Consider the following 20,691-nt stretch of genomic DNA (forward strand, 5'->3'; position numbering starts at 1 on the left):
GCAGGAAAGTGGCTGGCGGGTCCTCAACCATCGGGCTGGAGGCTGTCACGGCCGCAATGGTGCCCGTCGTCGGGGGCAAAGCGGCCAACCTTGGCGAGCTGCTGGCCGCCGGACTGCCGGTCCCGGGCGGATTCTGCCTGACGACGGCGGCCTACCGCCAAGCCACCGCCAGCCATGCAGAGGGAAGCGCCGGCCAGCTCGCCGCGGTCCACGAGGCCCTGAAATCCACCAACGACGGCGACCTTCCGGCCTTGGCCGCGCTGGCAGGCCAGGCGCGCGATGTCATCCGGGCCGCTCCCGTCCCGCCGGACATCGCAGCCGCCATTGAGGCCGCCTACGCGGCGCTGGGGAACGACGTGCCGGTGGCAGTGCGGTCCTCGGCGACTGCCGAAGACCTCCCGTCTGCGAGCTTCGCCGGGCAGCAGGACACCTACCTTAACGTGGTGGGTGCTGGCGCCGTGGTGGAGGCGGTGCGGGACTGCTGGGCGTCGCTGTGGACTGACCGGGCGGTCAGCTACCGGGCCACCCGAGGGATCGACCCCGCCGCGGTGGCCCTCGCCGTGGTGGTCCAGCGCATGGTGGATGCAACGGCCGCGGGGGTGCTGTTTACGGCGAACCCCCTGACTAACCGCCGGGAGCAGGCGGTCATCGATGCCAGCACGGGCCTCGGGGAAGCGGTGGTGTCCGGAGCGGTGAATCCGGACCATTTTGTGGTTGATCCGGTCAGCGGGCGGATCCTGGAACGGCGTCTGGGGGACAAACGCATCGCCGTCCGGCCGATCTCCGGCGGCGGCACCCGCACAGTGGCCGTCAGTAACGGTGGCGTTGCGGCATGCCTCACGGACCGGCAGGCGGCCGAGCTCGCCGTCCTTGGCCTTCGCGTGGAGCAGCACTTCGGCGCACCGCAGGACATCGAATGGGCCATCGACGCCGCCGGACGCCTGTGGCTGACGCAGTCGCGGCCCATCACCACCCTGTTCCCGATTCCCCAGCGGGCAGCGGACAAAGCTGCGGCGGCCGGGGGAGCGGCGCCGGGCGGGACGCGCGTGTATCTGTGCCTCAGCCTCGCGCAGGGCCTGACCCGCCCCATCACGCCGATGGGCCTGGCCGCATTCCGGCTGATCGCCTCGTCCGTGGCCCGCGCTGCGAACTTCGACGTGCCCCGCCCACACAACGGTCCGTCACCCTACGCCGAGGCCGGCCAGCGCATCTACTTCGACCTGACTGCTGTTGCCCGCAGCACCACTGGCCGGCGGATCGTGCCCAGGGTCTTTGACGTGATGGAAGCGCGCTCAGCCACCGTGCTGCGAAAGATCTTCGAGGACCCGCGGTTTTCCGTGACCCGGCGAACTCCGCTGGGTCTGCTGCAGCACGTGGTGCCCGTCGCGGCGCGCGCTCGGGTGCCGGAGACACTCTTCCGGGCAGCCCTGCGGCCGAACGCGGCGCTCCGCCGTGCCAACCGGCAGGCGCGCGAATTCGGCAACTCCCTTCAGCCTCCGGCTGGTGCCACCCCGCTGCAGCGGCTCGACCATGCTGAATACATCCTCAGCGTTCGACTCTTTTCGGTGGTGCCATCCATCATCCCCCTCCCGGCGCTGGGTTTTGCCGCGCTCGGGCTGGTCGGGAAGCTGCTGGGCGGTGGCAGGTGGGATGACCTGCAGGTGGTCCTCCGCGGGCTTCCCAACAATGTGACCACCGAGATGGACCTGGAACTGTGGCGCCTCGCCCAGGTGATAAGGAACGACGGCGGGTCCCGCACCGCCATGACCGAACGGAAAGCCGCCGAGCTCGCCGAGGATTTCAGGGCAGGCCAGCTGCCCTCCGTGCTGCAGGCCGGACTGGCGCGGTTCATGGATCAGTACGGGCACCGCGCGGTGGCCGAGATCGACGTCGGAATGCCGCGCTGGTCCGACGATCCCCGGCAGATCTTTGGCGTGTTGGCCAACTATCTGCGGCTCCCTGCCGGCGCCGTCCCGCCGGACGTCCAGTTCAGCAACGCCGCCGAGGAAGCCGAAGCCCAGATCGGGCGGCTTGTTGCGGAGGCGCGCGGCCGGGGGCGGCTCCGGGGTGCTGTGGTTGAATCAGCTCTGCGGCGCGCGAGGCTGTTTACCGGCCTACGGGAACTGCCCAAGTTCCAGCTGGTGGTGGCACTTGACGAAGTCCGTAAGCAACTGGTGCTGGTCGGAACGGCGCTCACGGCTGCCGGTGCTTTGGACACACCGGATGACGTCTTCTTCCTGAACCTCGAAGAAGCCAGGGCAGGGCTCCGCAGGGTCGCGGAGGGCGGCCCCGGCGGGCAGCCGGGAACAGGCCATGTTGACCTGCGCGGCCTGGTGGCAGAACGGCGTGCGGCGTATGACGTGGAGTTGGCGCGGCGGCATGTGCCGCGGGTCCTGCTTTCGGACGGCACAGAACCGGAGGCGGTGCAGCCTGCCGGCAGTTCGGGACAGCCGGCGGAGGCAGGAATGCTGACCGGCAGCCCGGCGTCTGCCGGGACGGTCACGGGCGCTGCCCGCGTCATCCTGGATCCGGTGGGCGCCCATCTTGAACCGGGCGAAATCCTGGTGGCGCCGTCCACGGACCCTGGCTGGACCCCGCTCTTCCTCACTGCGGGCGGCCTCGTGATGGAGATGGGCGGGCCCAACTCCCATGGCGCCGTCGTGGCACGCGAGTACGGCATCCCGGCGGTGGTGGGCGTCCCGGATGCTACCTTGCGGCTTGCCACGGGCCAGCAGATAACGGTCGACGGCGGCGCGGGAACCGTGGTGCCTTCGTAACCCTCGGGTGCCGTCTGCGGTGCCGTCCCTCCGGGGGTGTGCGCAGGCGTCCGCAGGCGTAACCTGAACGTATGGGCTCCAACGATGAAGCGGGCCGGGCATGAACCGCGCATGGAAGCGCTGGGTGCCGGCCGCAGCTGTACCCGCCTTGATCGCCGCCGGTGTGCTGGTGGGATCCATTCCCGCGCGGGCGGGTGATCCGTTGCCGGAGAAGTCTCCGGCCGAGGTCCTCACGTTGTTGGGGCAGCACAACACCAAGACGTTTTCCGGCACCGTTGAGCAGGTCTCCAACCTTGGGCTGCCCGAACTGCCGGCCGGTGCCCCCACCTCAGGGCCCGCTTCAGCAGGCGGCCCGGCATCGATCATCGAACTCCTGACCGGCGAGCACACTGCCCGCATTTTTATGGACGGCCCCGCCAAAATGCGCGTCCAGGTGATGGACCGGTTGGCCGAACGCGATGTCATCCGGCGCGACCAGGAGGTCTGGTTCTATAACTCCAAGGACAACTCCGCCGCCCACCTGACCCTGCCAGCCGTCGCCAAGGACCTGCCGGGCCACGACGGGTCCACTTCGGACCAGCCAACGAAGGCCTTCCCCACCCCGGAAGACCTGGCCGCGAAGTTCCTCGCCAAGGTTGACAGCTCCACGGCTGTGACCGTTGGCCCCGAGGTGCAGGTGGCCGGCCGGTCCGCCTACAGCCTGGAGCTCGCACCGCGCACCGACGGGACCCTGCTCGCGAAGGTGGCCATCGCCGTCGACGGCCAGACCGGCATGCCGCTCAGGGTGACGGTGTCCGCCCGGGGCCAAGTGAAACCCGCCTTCGAGGCAGGGTTCACCAGCCTGTCCCTTGCTGCCCCTGAGGATGCCACGTTCAACTTCGTGGCCCCGCCGGGAGCCACGGTCAAACAGCTGCAGGCGCCTGCCGTCCCGCCCATGTCCGGCCTCCCCGGGAAGCCCGGAATGGGCAGCCCGGACCATGTCCCGGGCGACGCAGCTAAGCTGCGGCATCATGACGGCCCCACGCCCACTGTGACCGGCACGGGCTGGGAATCTGTGGTGGGGTTCCCGGCGGCACCTGATGGACAGGGCGCTCAGTTGACCGAAACGATTCTGAAGGACCCGCTCCTGTCCCAGGCCGCCGGCGTCGTACCCGGCGGGCGGCTCCTGTCCACGGCGCTGGTCAACGTCCTGCTGACCGACGACGGCAGGATCTTTGTGGGGATGGTTCCGGCGGAGCGGCTTGAAGCCGCCGCCGGCGCAGCGTGAGCGCGGCCGGCAGCACTGCTGCCGGTCTGACCATCGAAACGCGGGGCCTGACTAAACGGTTCGGCCGCCAGGTGGCGGTGAACGATGTGGATCTTGCCGTGCCCCACGGCGCCGTCTTCGGATTCCTGGGGCCCAATGGATCCGGCAAAACAACCACTATCCGGATGCTGCTTGGCCTCGCCGCGGCGTCCGCCGGAACTGTCAGCGTCCTCGGTATGCCGATGCCCCATCGCCTGCAGGAGGTGCTGCCTCGCGTGGGTGCGCTGGTGGAGGGGCCGGCGTTTTATCCCTTTCTCTCCGGCACCGCCAATTTGCACCGGTTCGACGCTGCAAGCCGGTATGGAACGCCGGGCACCAGGAACGCGCGCGTGGCGGCAGCGCTTGAGCGGGTGGGGCTCTCGCACGCCGCCGGCAAACGGGTGCACGCCTATTCGCTGGGCATGAAGCAGCGGCTCGGGATCGCCAACGCGCTGCTGTCGCCACGCGAGTTGCTGGTACTGGATGAGCCCACCAACGGCCTGGACCCGCAGGGCACGCGTGAGGTGCGCAGCCTGGTCCGCTCCCTCGCCGCCGACGGCGCCACTGTCTTCGTCTCCAGCCACCTGCTGGCCGAAGTGGAACAGATCTGCACGCACGCGGCGATCATGAGTGCCGGCCGGCTGGTCGCCCAGGGGCCGCTTGAGGAGCTCCGCCGGGGCGGCGACATGCGGATCCGGCTGTTAACGCCCGACGCCGGCACCGCCTGTGAGGTCCTGCTGCGGTTGGGCATGACTACGGAGCGCGGGGACGGTGTGGACGGCGAAGTGGTCACCGCCGGGGCGGCAGTTGCTGCCCCGGCGGCGAGTGCGGCGACTGCCGCGGGTAACGTGCAACAGCCGCCAGAGCCGGACTTGCCCCATCCGGAAGACATTGTTGCCGGGCTCGTGGCGGCTGGGGTGCGTGTCCGCGGCTTTTCAGTTGAGCGCGAAAGCCTGGAGGACCGCTTTGTTGCCCTGACGGGGGAGGGGTTCGACGTTGCCCAGTGAAGTCACCAGTGCTGACCCTGCTGGCAGTGCTGACGGGGCTGCAGATCCCGCGAGTGCACCGGCCCCCGGAAGTGCACCGGCCGCCACGTCCGGCCTGTCCCTGCTCGCGTCTGAACTGACCACGCTTTTCCGTCGTCGCCGGACCTGGGCGATGCTGGCGGCCTTGGCCGCAATACCGGTACTGATCGCCGTCGCCGTCAGGCTCTCGTCGACCGTTCCTCCCGGCCGCGGGCCGGCATTCCTGGACCGGATCACGCAGAACGGGGTGTTCGTGGCCGTCACTGCGATGCTCGTGGCGGTGCCGCTGTTCCTGCCCCTGACCATCGGGGTGGTGGCGGGCGATACCATCGCGGGCGAGGCGAGCCTGGGCACCCTGCGGTACCTGCTGGTGGCGCCCGCCGGCCGCGTCCGGCTGCTGCTGGTGAAGTACGCCGGTGCGCTGGCTTTCTGCCTCGCCGCTCCCCTCACGGTGGCCCTCGCCGGAGCAGCGATCGGAGCCGCCCTGTTCCCGATCGGGCCCGTGACCCTTCTCTCCGGCGACGTGGTCCAGCCGCCGGAGGCAGCGCTACGGCTTGTCCTGATCGCGGCGTATCTGGCGGTGTCCCTTGCCGGGTTGTCGGCGATCGGGCTGTTCCTGTCCACCCTGACCGTGGTTCCGGTCGGGGCGATGGCGGCAACAGTGGTGGTATCCGTGGCGTCCCAGATCGCCGACCAGCTGCCGCAGCTTGAGTGGCTGCACCCGTGGCTGTTCACGCACTACTGGTTCGGGTTCGCGGATGTCATGCGCCAGCCGGTGGTGTGGGACTCCTTCGCGAACAATGCCCTGCTGCAGGCCGGGTACATGGCTGTGTTCGGAGCGCTCGCCTATGCCCGGTTCGTCACCAAGGACATCCTGTCCTGAGGCAGGAAACCCTGTGGTCGGAGTGCGCGCCCGCTTGGAGTATGAACCTTAGTAGCGCGCGGCGTAGGGGTAGAGCTGCATTCCGGCCATCCGGCTCAGCTGGGTGACCCCGATGCCCTCATCGGGGTTGAGTGCCTGCACCACCTGGCCGTTGCCAAGGTAGATGGCGACGTGATAAAAGCCCGGGGCCGAACCCCAGACCAACAGGTCGCCGCGCCGGGCCTCGGAAAGAGGCACGTGTACCGGAGCAGCCGCGTATTGCTGGGCAGCGGTGCGGGGCAGGTATTTGCCGGCCGCGGCGAACGCAGTCTGGACCAGGCCGGAGCAGTCAAAACCGGTGGGGCCGGTCCCGCCGTACTGGTAGAAGTAGGGCGACCCCGTCTTTGACAGCGCCACCGAGATGGCAGTCTCCACCGAGCCGCCGGGTGCTGGCGCGGGAGCTGGTGCTGGGGCGGGTGCTGGCGCGGGAGCTGGTGCTGGGGCGGGCGCAGGAGCTGGTGCGGGTGCTGGGGCGGGGGCAGGAGCCGGTGCGGGTGCGGGTGCTGGCGCTGGCGCGGGTGCTGGGGCGGGCGCAGGAGCCGGTGCTGGTGCCGGGGCGGGAGCAGGGGCAGGGGCAGGCGCGGGAGCTGGTGTCGGCACAGACCGCGGGGCCGCCGGCGCCTGAATGGCATTCCGGTCCGGAGGGGTTCCGCCCGACGCAGCGGAAGTGCCAACCGACTGGCCGGGCGCACCCTGTGCCGCAGCCGCGGTGATGGCCGCGAGCGTGGCCTCTTCGCGTTGCCGGTCGAGTTCGTCCACCCGGGCGGATTCCAGTGCCACGGTGGTGTTCCTCAGCTGCGCCAGCTGGTCCACCAGAACGGTGCGCTGGGCCCGCGCGTCGGTCACTGCCCGGACCTGGGCTGCGTTGGCTCCTTCGGCCTCGGCCTTGCGGGCTTCGGCGGTTTTGGCGGCGTCGTCGGCGGCCCGGTTTGCGTCCTGGGCGGCGGCGGTGAGCGATTGCGCCGCGGCAGCCGCTGTCTCCGCGGATTCGAAGGCCCGGCTGCGGCTGGCCGAAATGGCCTCCAAGGTTGCGGCCTGCTGGAGCGCCTCACCATTGCCGCTGACGAAGGTGGTGAGCGTCGGGTTCAGGCCGCCGTTGCGGTAGAGGCCTCCGGCCAGTTGGCCCACCTGTTTGCGGGTCTTGTCCTGTGTCTGCAGCGCCGCCTCTGCCCGCGCGGTGGCAACGTCTGCCGCGCTCCGGCGGGTCTGCAGTTCCACCAGCGCCTCGCTGTAGGCGTTGTTTGCCTGCAGCGTCAGCGCGAAGGTGACCTGCTGCGCGCCGGCGGCATCCGCCAGGAGTCGCTCGATGGCCGTGACCTGGTCCGCCGTCGCGCTTTCACTGGACTTCGCCGCGGCGATGTCCTCGGCGGAGGGCACGTCTGGTGACGCGGGACGCTGGATGACGGGCGCCATTGCCGTTGGCGATGCCTGGGCAGGGAGGGCGAGTGTTCCGGAAAGCACGACGGCGGTACACAGCACGATGGCCTTCAGGCCGGACCCGGACAAACCCATTCTCAGAACCTCGCAGCATAGTAAGGCTGGCGGGCGAGGTCTGGTGGCGGCACAAAATGCCCCTCTGCTGATCCCCCAGCAGTCAGAGGCTACGTGACATATTGCACTTTAGCAACAGGAGTCACATCAATAACATAAACAACAACAGTGTTATTTCGCCACAACCAGCGTCGGCGTGTCTGCCTAGTCCCGAGGGCATCAGCGGGGGAGGTCTTAGGCGTGCTGGTGCGATTCGTGCTCGGAATGGCTCGCGGGCTCGAGTTGGAAGGTGCAGTGCTCGGTGTCGAAGTGGGAGCCGAGGCACGCCGTGAGCTTGTCCAGGACCTGGTCTGCGCCCCGGGCGTTCAGCACGCCGTCCTCCACCACCACATGGGCGGAAAACACCGGCACGCCCGAGGTAATGGTCCAGATGTGGATGTCATGGACGTCCACCACGCCGTCGACGCTGAGGATGTGTTCGCGGATCATCTGCACCTCCACGCCTTTGGGGGTGGCTTCCAGGAGCACGTCCACTACATCGCGGAGCAGGTTCCACGCGCGCGGGAGGATCATCAGGGCAATGAGGACCGACGCGATGGTATCGGCCGCCTGGTAGCCCGTGAACATGATGATCACCGCCGCGACTATGACGGCGAAGGAGCCCAGCAGGTCGCCGAGCACTTCAAGGTAGGCGCCGCGCACATTGAGGCTGTCCTGGTGCGCGCCGTGCAGGATCAGCAGTGACACCAGGTTGGCAACCGCGCCCAGGATGGCCGCGAAGAGCATGATGTCGGTGTGCACTTCGGGCGTCGACCCGATCCGCCGGATGGCCTCGGTGAAGATGACCACGGAGATGACAATCAGGATGAGCGCGTTGGCAAGGGCGGCGAGGACCTCCGCGCGCTGGTAACCGTAGGTCCGCTGGTCGCTCGCGGGCCGTCCGGCGATCCAGGCCGCCAGAAGCGCGATGGTCACGCCTGCCGCGTCGGACAGCATGTGGCCGGCATCGGCCAGCAGCGCCAGCGATCCGGACAGGGCCGCGCCTACAACCTGGATCAGGACAACCGTCAGGGTGATGGCCAGGACGGCGATGAGCCGTTTGCGGTGCCTGCCCGTCGCCGTGATGCCGTGAGTGTGGCTGTGGTCGTGTCCCATGACTACAGGCTAGTCCCAGCCAAGCTCATGCAGGCGGTGGTCATCGATGCCGAAGTGGTGGGCGATCTCGTGCACCACCGTCACCGCCACCTCCTGGATCACCTCGTCCCGGGACGTGCAGATGTCCAGGATGGGCTGGCGGAATATAGTGATCCGGTCCGGCAGCGAACCGGCGTCCCACCAGGAATCCCGCTCGGTCAGGGGGACGCCTTCATAGAGGCCCAGCAGGACGGTGTCCAGGTCTTCGCCAGGGCCCGGGACATAGTCGTCTTCGACAAAGACGGCCACGTTGTCCATGGCGGCTGCGAGCTTGGGCGGGATCAGGCCCAGGGCGTCCGTGACAGCGGCTTCGAAGTCGTCAGCGGACATCTCGAAGGGAAGCGGCTCGTGGGGACCCTCAGGGATGATGGGCAGTCCGGGCGGCGGATTGGCGGGCATCTCCCGACTGTAGCGCGGAATTCCGCCCTTCCCGCCTGTGCTCAAGGACGGACGGCAGTACGGGACCGGCTGCGGGTCAGGCCCACCCCAATCAGGCAGACCACGCCGCCCACGAGGCCCCAGAGGGAGGGGACTTCGCTAAGGAGCAGCCAGGAGATCAGGATGGTACTTCCGGGCACCAAATACGTGGTGGCAGCCAGCTTCCCGGCGTCGATGAGGGAGAGCGCGTAGGCCCACGTGGTGAACGCGATCGCAGTGGGGAAGACGCCGAGGTACACGAGCCCCAGCGTTGCGGACAACGGGGCAGCCTGCAGTTCGGACACCAGTTGTCCGGCAAATGGCAGGCAGCAGAGTGCGCCCACCATGATCCCGAACCACGTTGCCTGGCCTGCCGGGACCTTCCGCAGCACCGGCTTCTGGATGATGACACTGACAGCGGCGAGCACCGCGGCAAGGAGGCAGAGCAGCACGCCCGCAACATCCGCCGTCGAACGTTCGCCGGATGCCGCGCCGGATCCGAGCGCGATCATTGCCACCCCGCCAAAGGCAACGAGGCTGCCGATGATCAGCCAGCGGGGGAAGCCTTCCTTGAGGACGAAGCCCGCCATGATGGCCACGAGGACGGGATTGACGTTGATCAGCAGGGCCGCGGTGCCGGCGTCCAGGAGGTGCTCCGCCGCGTTCAGCGCCACATTGTAACCGCCGAACCACATCACGCCGTACCCGACGATCGGCCACCATTCGCGGCCGCGCGGCAGTATCTTGCTCTTCGTCAGCTGCGGCAGCACCAGGGCACCGAGTACGACGGCGGCAACTGCCAACCTGCCCAGCGTCAGGGAACCGGGGGAAAAGCTGGGTCCGATCGCCCGGATTCCCACGAACGCCGAGGCCCACAGCACCACCGTGACCAGCACGGCTGCGACTCCCCGGGCGCTGACGCCGCCCTGTCGCGTGTGAGGTGCTGATGATGCCCTGGAGCCGGTGGGGGAGGTTGAAGCCATGCTGCCAATGTAGCCCTGCGCCTCCGCTGGAAGCTGGCGGAAATCGGTCACGTCTCGTCAGGTGCCCGCCGCGGGTGGGGGCCCGTAATGGGCGGGCGATACCGCGGTCCCGGTTAGGATGCGATTCATGGTCACAGCTTCAAGTTCCCGCGGCTCCGCGCCGGATCCGGCGAAACGGATCCGCCTGGTCATCTGGATCCTGCTCGGTGTCATTGTCCTGGCAGGCGGTGCCTGGTACGCGATGCTGACGCTGAACAAGCCCCCGGCGGCCCCAGCGCCTGCCACAGGCGCTGCAGGCGCCGAACAGCTGGTCCGGACGGACAGTCACCGGCTCACCGCCCCGGCGGTGGAAAAGGCGCAGCTGGTGGAATTCCTGGACTTTGAATGCGAAGCCTGCCGCGCCGTCCATCCCTTCGTGGAGGAACTGAAACAGGAATTTGGCGACAGGGTCACGTTCGTCAACCGCTACTTCCCGTTGCCCGGGCATCCGAACTCCGGCACGGCCGCGCTCGCTGTGGAAGCTGCTGCGCAGCAGGGAAAATTTGAAGCGATGTCCGCAAAATTATTTGAAACCCAGGACCTGTGGCACGGAAAAACCGAGTCCCAGGGGCCGCTGTTCCGGACCTTCGCCCAGGGACTTGGACTCGACCTTGCCGCGTTCGACGCTGTAGTGGTTGACGAGAAAACGAAGGAACGCATCCGCGCCGACATTGCGGACGGCACGGCCTTGGGCGTGAGAAGCACCCCGACTTTCTTCCTGAATGGCGAGAAGCTGACGTTGACGACCAAGCAGGATTTCCGGGAGAAGCTGGCGGCCGCGGTGAAGTAGCCGGCCTGCGTCAGTCCTTCGCCGCCCACGCCAGAAGCCGGTCCAGGGGCCATGTGGTGACAATCCGCTCGGCAGGGACATCGTTCCGGGCGGCGCGGGCCGCTCCGTACTGGAGGAAGTCGAGCTGCCCCGGGGCGTGGGCGTCGCTGTCGATGGAGAACAGGCAGCCGGCGTCCAGGGCAAGCCGGATCAGGTCGTCCGGCGGGTCCTGCCGCTCGGGCCGCGAGTTGATCTCCACGGCCACGTTGTGTTCGGCGCAGGCAGCGAAGACTTCCTTGGCATCAAACTCGGACTGGGGCCGGGTGCCCCGTGAACCTTCCACGAGGCGGCCGGTGCAGTGGCCCAGGACGTTGGTGTGCGGATCCCGGATGCCTCCCAACATGCGCTCGGTCATGGTGTTCCGGTCCGCGCGGAGTTTGGAGTGGACGCTGGCCACCACGATGTCCAGCCGGTCCAGCATCTCCGGCGCCTGGTCCAGCTCGCCGGATTCCAGGATGTCCACTTCGATGCCGGCGAGGAGCCGGAAGCCGTTCGTGTTGCCGGCGTTGAGCCCTGCCACGACGTCGAGCTGCTCGGTGAGGCGCTCCACGCTGAGGCCGTTGGCGATGGTCAGGTTGGGCGAGTGGTCGGTGAGGGCAAGGTATTCGCGGCCCAGCACCTTCGCCGCCGCAGCCATCAGAGGGATGGGGGACCCTCCGTCGGACCAGTCGCTGTGGCTGTGGAGGTCGCCGCGCAGGGACTTCCGCAGCTCGGCCCCGCCGTCGTCCAGCGGCTCCTGCCCCTTCAGGCGGAGATCTGCGAGATAGTCCGGCACTTCGCCGTCCACCGCCTGGCGCACCACCTGGTAGGTCCGGTCGCCGATTCCCTTCATGCTTTTGAGCCTGCCGTCCCGGGCGCGGGCCTCCACCTCGGCGGAGGGCAGGCCCGCGATGACCCCGGCTGCCTTGCGAAAAGCCTGAACCTTAAAGGTGGCAGCGCGTCCGCGCTCCAGCCAGAAGGCAATCTCATTGAGCGCAGCAACGGCATCCATCTGTCCATCTTCGCCTGTCCAGGCGACTTCGATGAGGGCTTCCCCGCGCGATTTTGGAATATTCCGTCCAAGGCCCTATAGTTTTAGAGTCCAGTTCGGAGAAACACCAAACGACAAAGACTGACGGCCTCGGCCCGAAGCCTTTTCTTTTGTTCCGAACGGGTTCTGGCCCCCATCGTCTAGCGGCCTAGGACACCGCCCTTTCACGGCGGCGGCACGGGTTCGAATCCCGTTGGGGGTACGCAAGGAACTGGTCAGGCAGGCAGAAATTGTCTGGTAAGCTGGAAGCCTTGAAAAAACGCGGTAGTCATACTGCGAAGCAAGAAAAGCAAGGCCCTGTAGCGCAGTTGGTTAGCGCGCCGCCCTGTCACGGCGGAGGTCGCGGGTTCAAGTCCCGTCAGGGTCGCTCTGGTTGCCGGAAGAGATTTCGGCGGTCATGGTGACATGTCACCTAGGCTCTGTAGCTCAGTTGGTAGAGCGTTCGACTGAAAATCGAAAGGTCACCGGATCGACGCCGGTCGGAGCCACCACTGGGAAGCATCAGTTCTTCGGAACTGGTGCTTTTCTTCTTTAACCGGTGCTGCGGAGTGCGCGGCCTGGCGGGCCGCGCAAAATTCCAGCAGGTTGTCACGGCCAGGGGATAGGGTTGGAAACAACAGAAGGGGAAGTGCCTGATGGAATACCAGAACCCACAACCCGATTCGACCGGGCGCCAGTTTGATGCCGGTCCGCTTGCTGCCAGTCAGCTCGCCGGCACGGCACCTGTGCCCGGCCATGGCCGCACCGTGATCGCTGAAGCGGCCGTGGCAAAGGTCGCCGGCATTGCCGCGCGCGCCGTGCCCGGCGTATATTCCCTAGGCTCCGTTCCGTCGCGGGCTCTTGGTGCCATCCGGGATGCAGTTGGCAGCTCAGACCATGCCGCCGGTGTCCGTGCCGAGGTAGGCGAGACGCAGGTGGCCGTGGACATCAGCCTCGTGGCCTCCTACGGCACCCCGCTCCACTCCCTTGCCGATCAAGTCCGCGCATCGGTGTACCGCGCCGTCGAGGAACTTGTTGGCCTTCAGGTCATTGAAGTCAATGTCGAAGTAACCGACGTCTACGTGGCGCCGCCGCCCAAGGCGGCCGCCCCTGTGGCCACAGAGAGGGAGGCTCTGCTGTGAACCTGACCGTAGTGGGCATCGCCGTGGGCGCGTTCGTGGCGTTTATGTCCTTTCAATTCGGGCTGTGGGGCTTCCTGGTATCGCTCCTCTTCATGGCCATCGGGGCCCTGCTGGGCCGCGCTGCAGAAGGAAAACTGGACCTGCGCGGCGTCATGGATGCAATCATCGGCCGGCGCTCCTCATCATGACCGCGGCCGCACCCTCCGTTTCTGGACAGGGGCTGAATGGTCATAACCGGATCAGCACACAGGCCCTGACCAGCCTTGCAAAAGCAGCGGCTGCCGAGGCCCTCGGAGTGGAGGCGCACGATGTACGGGCGGACTGGTCTGACGACGACGGCCTGCTGGCTCTGACGCTTGTCTCGCCCATCAGGATTCCGCCCCTGACTGCCGTGCTGCGGGATGCCGGCAGGGTGGCCGCGTTCGGTGGACCCATCTGGGACCGGACGGTGGAGGCCAAAAGCAGGATCCTTTCCACCGTGACGGCGTTGAGCGGCGCGCGCCTGAGCAGGGTGGATATCCGAATCAGCGGTGTCAAGCCAAGCGAGGGAGGCAGGGTCCAGTGAGTCACAAGTTGGTGGATGAGCACGTGGCGGGCCCCAGGGAGGCGGCCCCGGCGCCCAACGGACGTCAGTTGGACATGCGCAGGGTAGTCCACCGGGAGACGCATTCACCGCGGGCGGCACTTTCGGTGGTGGCGGCCGTGCTAGTTATGGCAGTCGCGGGCTACGGCCTGCTCGAATCGGCCGTGCACGCCATAGGGCAACCGGCCTGGCTGATCGAACCCCAACTGGCCGCTGAGCGGATCGTTGCACTGCCCGCCGGATTTCCCCCGCTGCTGCTCGGTGCCGGCGGTGCCGTGATTGCGATGGTGGGGCTCTTTTTTCTGCTCAACGCCGTGCTGCCCGGTAGGCGCGCGCGGCACGTACTGAGCGGCGGCGGTTTCTCCACCGCCGTGGTGGTGGATGACGAGGTCATCGCGTCGGCCCTGGCCCGCAGGGCCACGCTTGCCGCCAATGTCACTCCGGAACAGGTCATGGTGGTGGTCTCGCAGCGGCAGGTCACCGTCAATGTCCGGCCCACCTCAGGAGTGCCGGTGACGGAGCAGGCGGTGCTTGCCGCCGTCGAAGACGAACTCAGGGAGATGGAGCTGGATCCGCTACCGGAGGTCCGCGTGAACATTTCCACGGCAGGGGTGATTGGCGCATGACCAGCACACCCGCGCTTCTCAACCGCATCCTGATCGGAATCCTTGGATTCAAACTGTTCGCGGTGGGCGTCCTCCTGGTGCTGCTGGCCACGGTCCCCGCCGTGGGGACGTGGTGGCACGGGTGGTCGGCTGCGGCCTGGAACGGGCTCAATCAGGCCTTTGCCAGCACCCAGTTTCCCGGCCGCCCCGAAAGCTGGTTGTGGATCATCATGGCCCTCGCACTGGTGGTCTTGATTGGCCTTATGGTTGCCTGGATTGCCCAGCAGGGCAAAGGCCGAAGCAACCTGCTGGTAACCGATTTCGATCCCGGAGCCGTCCCCGGAGACGTGCGGATCAGCGGGGGAGTCGCAGAGCAGGCGCTGAAGCATGCCTTGGCGGAACGCCCGGATCTTGCCGGTGCCACGGTGGCCACCTACGACGTCCACGGCACGCCGGCCCTGAAAATCAGGCTTCAACCGCGCCAGGGCGTCGCGCCCCACCTCTTGGCGGCGGAAGTCACGGCGCTCGTGGCGGCCTTGGACGCAGTGGTGGGAAAACCAACGCCCGTCCTGATCCACATCGGTGCCGGGGCCCGGACACGGTTCAGCCGCGCCGAGCGGGTCCGCTAGCACAGATCTATCCCGGGCTGCCCGCCCAACCAGCCCTCCGGCCCAATTCGGGTCTACCCCGGGGAGACGTCTCAGGGCATAGGTCCGAATGCATTGTTCCTGCGCCGGTGACACCTTTGGTGCTCCCGGGACCGGTTCTTGACCCAGGTCTCCTTTCGGACACGACGCGGTGTAAACGCTTGCATTTAGCGCGAAAACCTAGTTACTGTGTGACCCGTACCACGTCCATGGCCTTCAGTAACTGCACACGCACCTGTTCTGGAACTCACCGAGGAGTCATCAGCAAATGAATAACCGCAAATATCTGCTTCCGATTGCCGCAACCGGAGCACTGGCGTTAGCCCTGACGGCGTGCAGCAGTTCCGGGGGTGGGGCGGATACCAAGAACGTTGACTGCTCGGCCTACGCGAGCTACGGCAAGCATGACGGGAAAACCGTCTCCGTCTACTCCACTATTGTCGATATCGAGGCGACGAACCTCGAGTCTGCGTTCAAGCCGTTCGAGCAGTGCACCGGGGCAACCATCAAGTACGAGGGCAGCAAGGAATTCGAGACCCAGATCGGGGTCCGGGCCAAGGCAGGAAACGCGCCGGACATCGCCATCTTCCCCCAGCCCGGACTCATGGCCGACCAGGCCAAGGCCGGCAACCTGAAGTCCGCGCCCAAGGCAGTTTCCGATCTGGTGGACAAAAACTGGTCCGCTGACTGGAAAAAGTACGGCACCGTCAACGGCGTCTTCTATACCGCTCCAATGCTGGCCAACGTCAAGGGCTACGTCTGGTACGCCCCGAAGACCTTCAAGGATAAAGGCTGGGCCGTCCCCAAGACCTGGGACGAAATGCTGACGCTGTCCAAGAAGATCGCCGACGACGGCACCATGAAGCCGTGGTGTGCGGGCTTCGAATCGGGCGAAGCGACCGGCTGGCCGGGCACTGACTGGGTGGAGGACGTTGTCCTTCGTGCCCAGGGACCCGAGGTTTATGACCAGTGGGTAAGCCACCAGATTCCCTTCAACGATCCCAAGATCGTGGCTGCCATGAACAAGACCGGTGAGATCCTCCTGAACGACAAATTCGTCAACGGCGGTTTCGGCGACGTTCGTTCAATCCTGAGCACCGGCTTCGCGCAGGCAGGGCAGCCTGTCCTCGATGGGCAGTGCGCCATGCACCACCAGGCCAACTTCCAGGCCGCCAACTGGCCGGAAGGGACCAAAGTGGCTCCCGACGGCGACGTGTGGGCGTTCATGACGCCGCCGATTGATGCCAGCAAGGGCCAGGCAATCACCGGCGGCGGCGAAATGGTGGGCGCGTACAAGGACACCCCCGAGGTGCAGGCCTTCCAGGCCTACCTGGCCAGCGCCGAGTTCGCCAACAACCGGGTCAAGCTCGGTGGCGTGATCAGCGCGAACAAGGGACTGGACCCGGCGAACGCGCAGACGGAACTCGACAAGCAGTCCATCGCACTCCTCCAGGATCCGAAGACGGTATTCCGTTTCGACGGTTCTGACCTGATGCCCGGCGCAGTAGGCTCCAACTCCTTCTGGAAGGGCATCGTTGCATGGATCAACGGCACCCCGGCCCAGCAGGTTGCTGACAGCATCGAAAGCAGCTGGCCGAAGGGCTGACCTCCTTCACACCGCGCCCTTGGGATCTTGAGTCCCAAGGGCGCGGTGTCTTCCGCACTATCTGATCCACGCACACCACGGAGGTTGGGCAATGGAATTCCTTGGAGGAAAGTTTCTTCAAGTCTTTATAGCTTTAGCGGTTTTTGCCGCGCTTATCGGGCTGATCATGCTGATTGTGGACAGGGCTCCCAAATCAGTCAAAGACAAAGTAACGATCGTTGGCTTTCTGGCGCCGGCGGCAATCCTGATGTTGGTCGGCCTTGTTTATCCGGCCGTTCAGACATCCTTTCTGGCCTTTACGGATGCTTCGGGCCAAGCGAACGGCGTGGATAACTTCGTCTGGATGTTCACCCAGCCCGCAGCGCTGGCTACACTCCGGAATACGATCATCTGGACCATCCTGGTGCCGCTGCTCTCCACCAGCTTCGGCCTCGCCTACGCGGTCTTTATCGACAAAGCCCGCGGCGAGAAGGTCCTTAAAGCCTTGGTGTTCATGCCCATGGCCATCTCGTTTGTGGGTGCCGGCATCATTTGGAAACTGGTTTACGACTACCGCGGCCCCTCCATCGAACAGACCGGCGTGATCAACGCAATCCGGGTTGCCCTCGGCATGGACCCCAAACAGTTCCTCCTCGACGCTCCGGAAAACACCATCTTCCTCATCATCGTCATGGTCTGGATTCAAACCGGGTTCGCCATGGTGATCCTTTCGGCAGCCATCAAGGGCGTGCCGATGGAACTCGTGGAGGCGGCCCGGCTGGACGGGGCCAACCCGTGGCAGCAGTTCCGGAACGTCACTATCCCGGGTATCCGCGGCGCGTTGGTGGTGGTCCTGACAACCATCACCATCGCGACTCTGAAGGTCTTCGACATTGTCCGCACCATGACAGCGGGTAATTACGACACCTCGGTGATCGCCAATGAGATGTATACCCAGGCGTTCCGTGCCGGCGAACCTGGCAGGGGTGCAGCGCTTGCCCTGGTTCTCTTCCTTCTGGTCCTGCCCATCGTGGTCTACAACGCCCGCGTACTTCGTCAGCAAAGGGAAATCCGATGACAGTCATGCCAGCGCCGGATGAGGCAGCGAACACTTCCCGGACCAAGGTGCGCCCAGCAAACGGCCGTCCCGCCTCGCCGGAGGACTCCGCGCCCATCATGCGGCGCGTTAAGAACAAGCTCACGTCCCGGTGGGCTACCGCCGCCGCCGTGATCATCGCAACCGTGTGGACGGTGCCGACCTTTGGCCTCCTGGTGTCCTCCTTCCGCCCGGCGGCCAAGCAGGTGGGGCCGCGCTCCGATGGTTGGTGGAACTTCTTTACCGACTGGGACTTTACGTTCAAGAACTATGTGGACGTCACTGCAGCTGCCGGATCGCAGTCCGCCAACCTGTCCCAGTACTTCGCCAACTCCGTGGCGATCGTCATCCCGGTAACGGTCTTTGTGCTGGTGCTTGCCTCCATGGCGGCCTACATCTTCGCCTGGGGCAATTTCAAAGGCCGCGAGGCAGCATTCATCTTTGTCTTCGCCCTCCAGATCATCCCCCTGCAGATGGCGTTGATCCCGCTGCTGACGCTGTTCACCCAGGTGCTTCAGATTCCGCCGGGATCCTACGCCCAGCTCTGGATTGCGCACACGATGTTCGGCCTTCCCCTGGGCATCTTCCTCCTCCACAACTTCATCTCGGAAATCCCGGGCGAAGTGATCGAGGCGGCCAAGGTGGACGGGGCCGGCCACACCACGATCTTCTGGCGGATCATCCTGCCGCTGTCGGTGCCTGCATTGGCTTCGCTCGCGATCTTCCAGTTCCTGTGGGTGTGGAATGACCTGCTGGTTGCCCTGGTGTTCTCCGGCGGAACGGCGGACGTTGCTCCGATCACCCAACGGCTCGCAGAGATCTCCGGTACCCGCGGCAGCAGGGACTACCTGAACCCCGCGGCGGCCTTCGTGTCCATCATCGCTCCGCTGGCTGTCTTCTTTGGCCTGCAGCGTTACTTTGTCCGCGGGCTGCTCGCCGGCGGACTCAAGGGCTGAGCCAGGGACGATTCGTCCATGAGGGGAAACCGTGGCACGCATTACGGAGAGGTCGCAACGCGGGGGCCACAGCGGCGTCTCCATCGAGGACGTGGCTGCAGCCGCCGGAGTATCCACGGCAACGGTGTCGCGGGCCGTGCGGGGGCTGCCCAGGGTTTCGCCCGCCACCCGGGAAAAGATCCTCGAGGTGGCGGAGGCCCTGGGCTACGTGGCGTCGTCGTCCGCCTCGGGGCTGGCCACCGGCCGCACCAGGACCATGGGCGTCCTGGCTCCTTTTGTGAGCCGATGGTTTTTTTCCAAAGCCATTGAAGGCGCGGACCGGGAACTTCACGCCAGGCAGTACAACCTGTCGCTGTTCAACCTCGGCGGGCACGGCAGCCACAGGGAACGGCTCTTCAGCAAGACCATGGTCTATAAGCAGATCGACGCTTTGCTGGTCCTGTGTATGGCACTGACCCCTGATGAGTTGGACCACCTGCAGAAGATTGACATCCCGCTGATCGTGGTGGGCGGGCATGTGGAGGAGTGCGCGTACATCGGTATCGACGACTACGCCGCGTCATCCACCGCAGTCCGGCACCTGATCGACCTCGGCCACCGGGACATTGCGTTGTTGCACGGAGACGCCGACACGGACCTCAACTTCGACGTTCCCCGCGTGCGGATCCAGGCGTTTAAGGACGTGATGGGCGCCGCGGTGCTCCCCGTCCGGCCCGAATGGGACGAGTGGGGAGACTTCACACTCCGCAGCGGCCAGGAAGCGTTCAGGCGGCTCTGGGCCCAGCCTGGCTCCAAGCCCACCGCCATCTTCTGCGCCAGTGACGAGATGGCCATGGGCGTTATCTTCGAAGCCGCGCGGGCGGGCGTCCGGGTGCCGGAGGATCTGTCGGTGGTGGGCATCGACGATCACGATTTCGCGGACGCAATGGGCCTCACCACGGTGAGGCAACGGCCGGATGAGCAGGCAGAGTTGGCCACCAAGATGCTCCTCGACGAACTGAACGGTGTGGCCGGGGCAGTTCGTTCCGCCGTCGCGCCCCACCAGCTCATCGTCAGGCGTACGACGGCGGCGCCTCCTTCCTGAGGCTGCGCACCTCGGCCAAGGGTTTACGGAGCTATGGTCAGGAGGCGCGCGCGAGCTGCCGGATGGGGATCCAGCGGGAGGCGAGCCGCCGGTAGGCTGCCGCGGCACCGGTCATGTCCCCCTCGGCGAGGCACTCGATGCCCAGCCGGATGTCCATGGGCGATTCATCCGGGTACACCTTGTCCGCGACCGCGCCGTAGTCGAGCTCCACCATGGAATTGACGTGGAACATCTCCAGCCACTCGGTCAGCTGGGCCAGGTCATCCAGCATGTCCAGGTCGGGCGCCGCCAGGGCCAGGTTAGCCACCGCGTAGCGTGCCCGTTCCATGGCCTCGGTGATGGGGGCCCACACTCTGACCGTGAGGATGCGGCCGCCGGATTCCACTACATCCTTGTGGTCGCCCTCGGCAAACAGCGAGAACCAGCTGAAAGGTATGCCCCAGGTGGAGGCGCGGGTATGCACGCGGATGCTGCCATCCCGGGCCTTGACCTGGTCAATCCGTTCCTGATGTTTGTCCCGCTGTTCCTCCGGAATCAACATCTCAGCCAGGGGGCCGTGGATCCCTTCCATCAGGGCGTTGGCGGCGAGCCCGGCGCGGAGGACAAGCTGGCTCGGACAGTAGAGCAGAATACGCTCGGCACCGCCCGTAAGGGACTCGCCATCCGGGCCGGCGGCAGCACCGGCGTCGGACGTTCCCGCCCCCGGGGCGCCTGCCTGCGGAGCCGCGTGACGCGCTACGCCGGGAGCGCTGGTCACCCTGACCAGGTCCGTACGCCCGGTGGGGAAAGGGTCCCCTCCGGCGCGGGTGATTCGGCCCAGCGAAGCCAAGAGCTCGGCGTTTTCGACGGCGGCCCGGGAGGCCGCGCGTGCGCCGGCGGCCCGGATGGCTTCCCGCTGCCCTTCGGGGAAGGCTTCCAGCGGTTCGTAGACCCGGAGCGTTGAGGAGAATGGCAGGCCGGCCTGGCCCCGGTAGAGGTTACCCGTCACCGCAGTCTCCCTTCCCGGGCCCCGGCAGCGGTCA

At 66.4% G+C, this 20,691-nt stretch carries 20 protein-coding genes and 3 tRNA genes; 17 read left to right on the forward strand and 6 right to left on the reverse strand.

Annotated features, from left to right (window positions below; translation table 11 throughout):
• The first annotated feature begins 56 nt into the window (after window positions 1-56).
• The 4 genes from AB4Y73_RS10970 (at window position 57) to AB4Y73_RS10985 (ending at window position 5,970) form a co-directional block, all read left to right on the forward strand.
• The gene (locus AB4Y73_RS10970) at window positions 57-2,777 is read left to right on the forward strand and encodes a PEP/pyruvate-binding domain-containing protein (protein WP_441871702.1); all 2,721 of its coding nucleotides are present in this window, start codon (window positions 57-59) and stop codon (window positions 2,775-2,777) included.
• Window positions 2,778-2,877: 100 nt separating this feature from the next.
• Window positions 2,878-4,044 carry a hypothetical protein gene (locus tag AB4Y73_RS10975; protein WP_441871466.1) on the forward strand — a complete coding sequence of 389 codons (1,167 nt, stop codon included), beginning with the start codon at window positions 2,878-2,880 and terminating at the stop codon, window positions 4,042-4,044.
• Window positions 4,041-5,069: an ABC transporter ATP-binding protein gene (locus AB4Y73_RS10980; RefSeq protein WP_441871467.1), complete on the forward strand. Its 1,029-nt coding sequence runs from the start codon at window positions 4,041-4,043 to the stop codon at window positions 5,067-5,069. Before AB4Y73_RS10975 ends, AB4Y73_RS10980 begins: the two co-directional genes overlap by 4 nt.
• Window positions 5,059-5,970 carry an ABC transporter permease gene (locus tag AB4Y73_RS10985; RefSeq protein WP_441871468.1) on the forward strand — a complete coding sequence of 304 codons (912 nt, stop codon included), beginning with the start codon at window positions 5,059-5,061 and terminating at the stop codon, window positions 5,968-5,970. The genes AB4Y73_RS10980 and AB4Y73_RS10985 overlap by 11 nt, the downstream gene beginning before the upstream one ends.
• Window positions 5,971-6,018: 48 nt before the next feature.
• On the opposite strand, the gene AB4Y73_RS10990 is transcribed toward AB4Y73_RS10985, so the two are convergent.
• The 4 genes from AB4Y73_RS10990 to AB4Y73_RS11005 all read right to left on the reverse strand — a co-directional run bounded on the left by AB4Y73_RS10990 (window position 6,019) and on the right by AB4Y73_RS11005 (window position 10,094).
• On the reverse strand, window positions 6,019-7,521 hold the full coding sequence (locus tag AB4Y73_RS10990; protein WP_441871469.1) for a C40 family peptidase: 1,503 nt from the start codon (window positions 7,519-7,521) through the stop codon (window positions 6,019-6,021).
• 213 nt (window positions 7,522-7,734) lie between these two features.
• The gene (locus tag AB4Y73_RS10995; protein ID WP_441871470.1) at window positions 7,735-8,655 is read right to left on the reverse strand and encodes a cation diffusion facilitator family transporter; all 921 of its coding nucleotides are present in this window, start codon (window positions 8,653-8,655) and stop codon (window positions 7,735-7,737) included.
• Window positions 8,656-8,664: 9 nt separating this feature from the next.
• Window positions 8,665-9,093 carry a metallopeptidase family protein gene (locus AB4Y73_RS11000; RefSeq protein WP_441871471.1) on the reverse strand — a complete coding sequence of 143 codons (429 nt, stop codon included), beginning with the start codon at window positions 9,091-9,093 and terminating at the stop codon, window positions 8,665-8,667.
• A 41-nt stretch (window positions 9,094-9,134) separates the two neighbouring features.
• A complete protein-coding gene (locus AB4Y73_RS11005) occupies window positions 9,135-10,094 on the reverse strand; it encodes a DMT family transporter (RefSeq protein ID WP_441871472.1) in 960 nt (319 codons plus the stop codon).
• A gap of 127 nt (window positions 10,095-10,221) precedes the next feature.
• On the opposite strand from AB4Y73_RS11005, the gene AB4Y73_RS11010 reads away from it, so the two are divergent.
• Entirely contained in the window at window positions 10,222-10,923 is a 702-nt protein-coding gene (locus tag AB4Y73_RS11010; protein ID WP_441871473.1) for a DsbA family protein, read from the forward strand.
• 10 nt (window positions 10,924-10,933) lie between these two features.
• Here AB4Y73_RS11010 and AB4Y73_RS11015 read toward each other — a convergent pair whose 3' ends face one another.
• Window positions 10,934-11,953, reverse strand: coding sequence for a PHP domain-containing protein (locus tag AB4Y73_RS11015; RefSeq protein ID WP_441871474.1), 1,020 nt, complete (start codon window positions 11,951-11,953; stop codon window positions 10,934-10,936).
• A gap of 168 nt (window positions 11,954-12,121) precedes the next feature.
• On the opposite strand from AB4Y73_RS11015, the gene AB4Y73_RS11020 reads away from it, so the two are divergent.
• The 12 genes from AB4Y73_RS11020 (at window position 12,122) to AB4Y73_RS11075 (ending at window position 19,669) form a co-directional block, all read left to right on the forward strand.
• Window positions 12,122-12,194, forward strand: a tRNA-Glu gene (locus AB4Y73_RS11020).
• Between the two features lie 91 nt (window positions 12,195-12,285).
• Window positions 12,286-12,359 (forward strand) — tRNA-Asp (locus tag AB4Y73_RS11025).
• Window positions 12,360-12,407: 48 nt separating this feature from the next.
• Window positions 12,408-12,483, forward strand: a tRNA-Phe gene (locus AB4Y73_RS11030).
• Between the two features lie 144 nt (window positions 12,484-12,627).
• On the forward strand, window positions 12,628-13,113 hold the full coding sequence (locus AB4Y73_RS11035) for an Asp23/Gls24 family envelope stress response protein (RefSeq protein ID WP_441871475.1): 486 nt from the start codon (window positions 12,628-12,630) through the stop codon (window positions 13,111-13,113).
• Complete coding sequence (locus tag AB4Y73_RS11040) at window positions 13,110-13,301, forward strand: hypothetical protein (protein ID WP_275214020.1); 192 nt, start codon at window positions 13,110-13,112, stop codon at window positions 13,299-13,301. Before AB4Y73_RS11035 ends, AB4Y73_RS11040 begins: the two co-directional genes overlap by 4 nt.
• Window positions 13,298-13,678: a hypothetical protein gene (locus AB4Y73_RS11045; RefSeq protein ID WP_441871476.1), complete on the forward strand. Its 381-nt coding sequence runs from the start codon at window positions 13,298-13,300 to the stop codon at window positions 13,676-13,678. Before AB4Y73_RS11040 ends, AB4Y73_RS11045 begins: the two co-directional genes overlap by 4 nt.
• 74 nt (window positions 13,679-13,752) lie before the next feature.
• Complete coding sequence (locus AB4Y73_RS11050; RefSeq protein WP_441871704.1) at window positions 13,753-14,322, forward strand: DUF6286 domain-containing protein; 570 nt, start codon at window positions 13,753-13,755, stop codon at window positions 14,320-14,322.
• The gene (locus AB4Y73_RS11055; RefSeq protein WP_441871477.1) at window positions 14,319-14,930 is read left to right on the forward strand and encodes a hypothetical protein; all 612 of its coding nucleotides are present in this window, start codon (window positions 14,319-14,321) and stop codon (window positions 14,928-14,930) included. The genes AB4Y73_RS11050 and AB4Y73_RS11055 overlap by 4 nt, the downstream gene beginning before the upstream one ends.
• A gap of 286 nt (window positions 14,931-15,216) precedes the next feature.
• Window positions 15,217-16,554: an ABC transporter substrate-binding protein gene (locus AB4Y73_RS11060; RefSeq protein ID WP_441871478.1), complete on the forward strand. Its 1,338-nt coding sequence runs from the start codon at window positions 15,217-15,219 to the stop codon at window positions 16,552-16,554.
• 91 nt (window positions 16,555-16,645) lie between these two features.
• Window positions 16,646-17,611 (forward strand): carbohydrate ABC transporter permease, encoded by a 966-nt coding sequence (locus AB4Y73_RS11065; protein ID WP_441871479.1) that lies wholly within the window; start codon window positions 16,646-16,648, stop codon window positions 17,609-17,611.
• A complete protein-coding gene (locus AB4Y73_RS11070) occupies window positions 17,608-18,585 on the forward strand; it encodes a carbohydrate ABC transporter permease (protein WP_441871480.1) in 978 nt (325 codons plus the stop codon). The genes AB4Y73_RS11065 and AB4Y73_RS11070 overlap by 4 nt, the downstream gene beginning before the upstream one ends.
• Before the next feature lie 31 nt (window positions 18,586-18,616).
• Window positions 18,617-19,669, forward strand: coding sequence for a LacI family DNA-binding transcriptional regulator (locus tag AB4Y73_RS11075; protein WP_441871481.1), 1,053 nt, complete (start codon window positions 18,617-18,619; stop codon window positions 19,667-19,669).
• A 37-nt stretch (window positions 19,670-19,706) separates the two neighbouring features.
• Here the strand turns inward: AB4Y73_RS11075 and AB4Y73_RS11080 are convergent, their stop codons facing one another.
• On the reverse strand, window positions 19,707-20,657 hold the full coding sequence (locus AB4Y73_RS11080) for a hypothetical protein (RefSeq protein WP_441871482.1): 951 nt from the start codon (window positions 20,655-20,657) through the stop codon (window positions 19,707-19,709).
• Window positions 20,658-20,691 lie beyond the last annotated feature (34 nt).

The organism is Pseudarthrobacter sp. TAF60_1 (assembly GCF_052113505.1).
Lineage (GTDB): Bacteria > Actinomycetota > Actinomycetes > Actinomycetales > Micrococcaceae > Arthrobacter.

What these genes read in the sequence shown, in the direction of transcription:
- AB4Y73_RS10970 (WP_441871702.1), top strand. Translation starts at nt 57, where the DNA reads ATGGTGCCCGTCGTCGGGGGCAAAGCGGCCAACCTTGGCGAGCTGCTG.
- AB4Y73_RS10975 (WP_441871466.1), top strand. Translation starts at nt 2,878, where the DNA reads ATGAACCGCGCATGGAAGCGCTGGGTGCCGGCCGCAGCTGTACCCGCC.
- AB4Y73_RS10990 (WP_441871469.1), bottom strand. Translation starts at nt 7,521, where the DNA reads ATGGGTTTGTCCGGGTCCGGCCTGAAGGCCATCGTGCTGTGTACCGCC.
- AB4Y73_RS10995 (WP_441871470.1), bottom strand. Translation starts at nt 8,655, where the DNA reads ATGGGACACGACCACAGCCACACTCACGGCATCACGGCGACGGGCAGG.
- AB4Y73_RS11000 (WP_441871471.1), bottom strand. Translation starts at nt 9,093, where the DNA reads ATGCCCGCCAATCCGCCGCCCGGACTGCCCATCATCCCTGAGGGTCCC.
- AB4Y73_RS11005 (WP_441871472.1), bottom strand. Translation starts at nt 10,094, where the DNA reads ATGGCTTCAACCTCCCCCACCGGCTCCAGGGCATCATCAGCACCTCAC.
- AB4Y73_RS11010 (WP_441871473.1), top strand. Translation starts at nt 10,222, where the DNA reads ATGGTCACAGCTTCAAGTTCCCGCGGCTCCGCGCCGGATCCGGCGAAA.
- AB4Y73_RS11015 (WP_441871474.1), bottom strand. Translation starts at nt 11,953, where the DNA reads ATGGATGCCGTTGCTGCGCTCAATGAGATTGCCTTCTGGCTGGAGCGC.
- AB4Y73_RS11035 (WP_441871475.1), top strand. Translation starts at nt 12,628, where the DNA reads ATGGAATACCAGAACCCACAACCCGATTCGACCGGGCGCCAGTTTGAT.
- AB4Y73_RS11045 (WP_441871476.1), top strand. Translation starts at nt 13,298, where the DNA reads ATGACCGCGGCCGCACCCTCCGTTTCTGGACAGGGGCTGAATGGTCAT.
- AB4Y73_RS11050 (WP_441871704.1), top strand. Translation starts at nt 13,753, where the DNA reads ATGCGCAGGGTAGTCCACCGGGAGACGCATTCACCGCGGGCGGCACTT.
- AB4Y73_RS11055 (WP_441871477.1), top strand. Translation starts at nt 14,319, where the DNA reads ATGACCAGCACACCCGCGCTTCTCAACCGCATCCTGATCGGAATCCTT.
- AB4Y73_RS11060 (WP_441871478.1), top strand. Translation starts at nt 15,217, where the DNA reads ATGAATAACCGCAAATATCTGCTTCCGATTGCCGCAACCGGAGCACTG.
- AB4Y73_RS11065 (WP_441871479.1), top strand. Translation starts at nt 16,646, where the DNA reads ATGGAATTCCTTGGAGGAAAGTTTCTTCAAGTCTTTATAGCTTTAGCG.
- AB4Y73_RS11070 (WP_441871480.1), top strand. Translation starts at nt 17,608, where the DNA reads ATGACAGTCATGCCAGCGCCGGATGAGGCAGCGAACACTTCCCGGACC.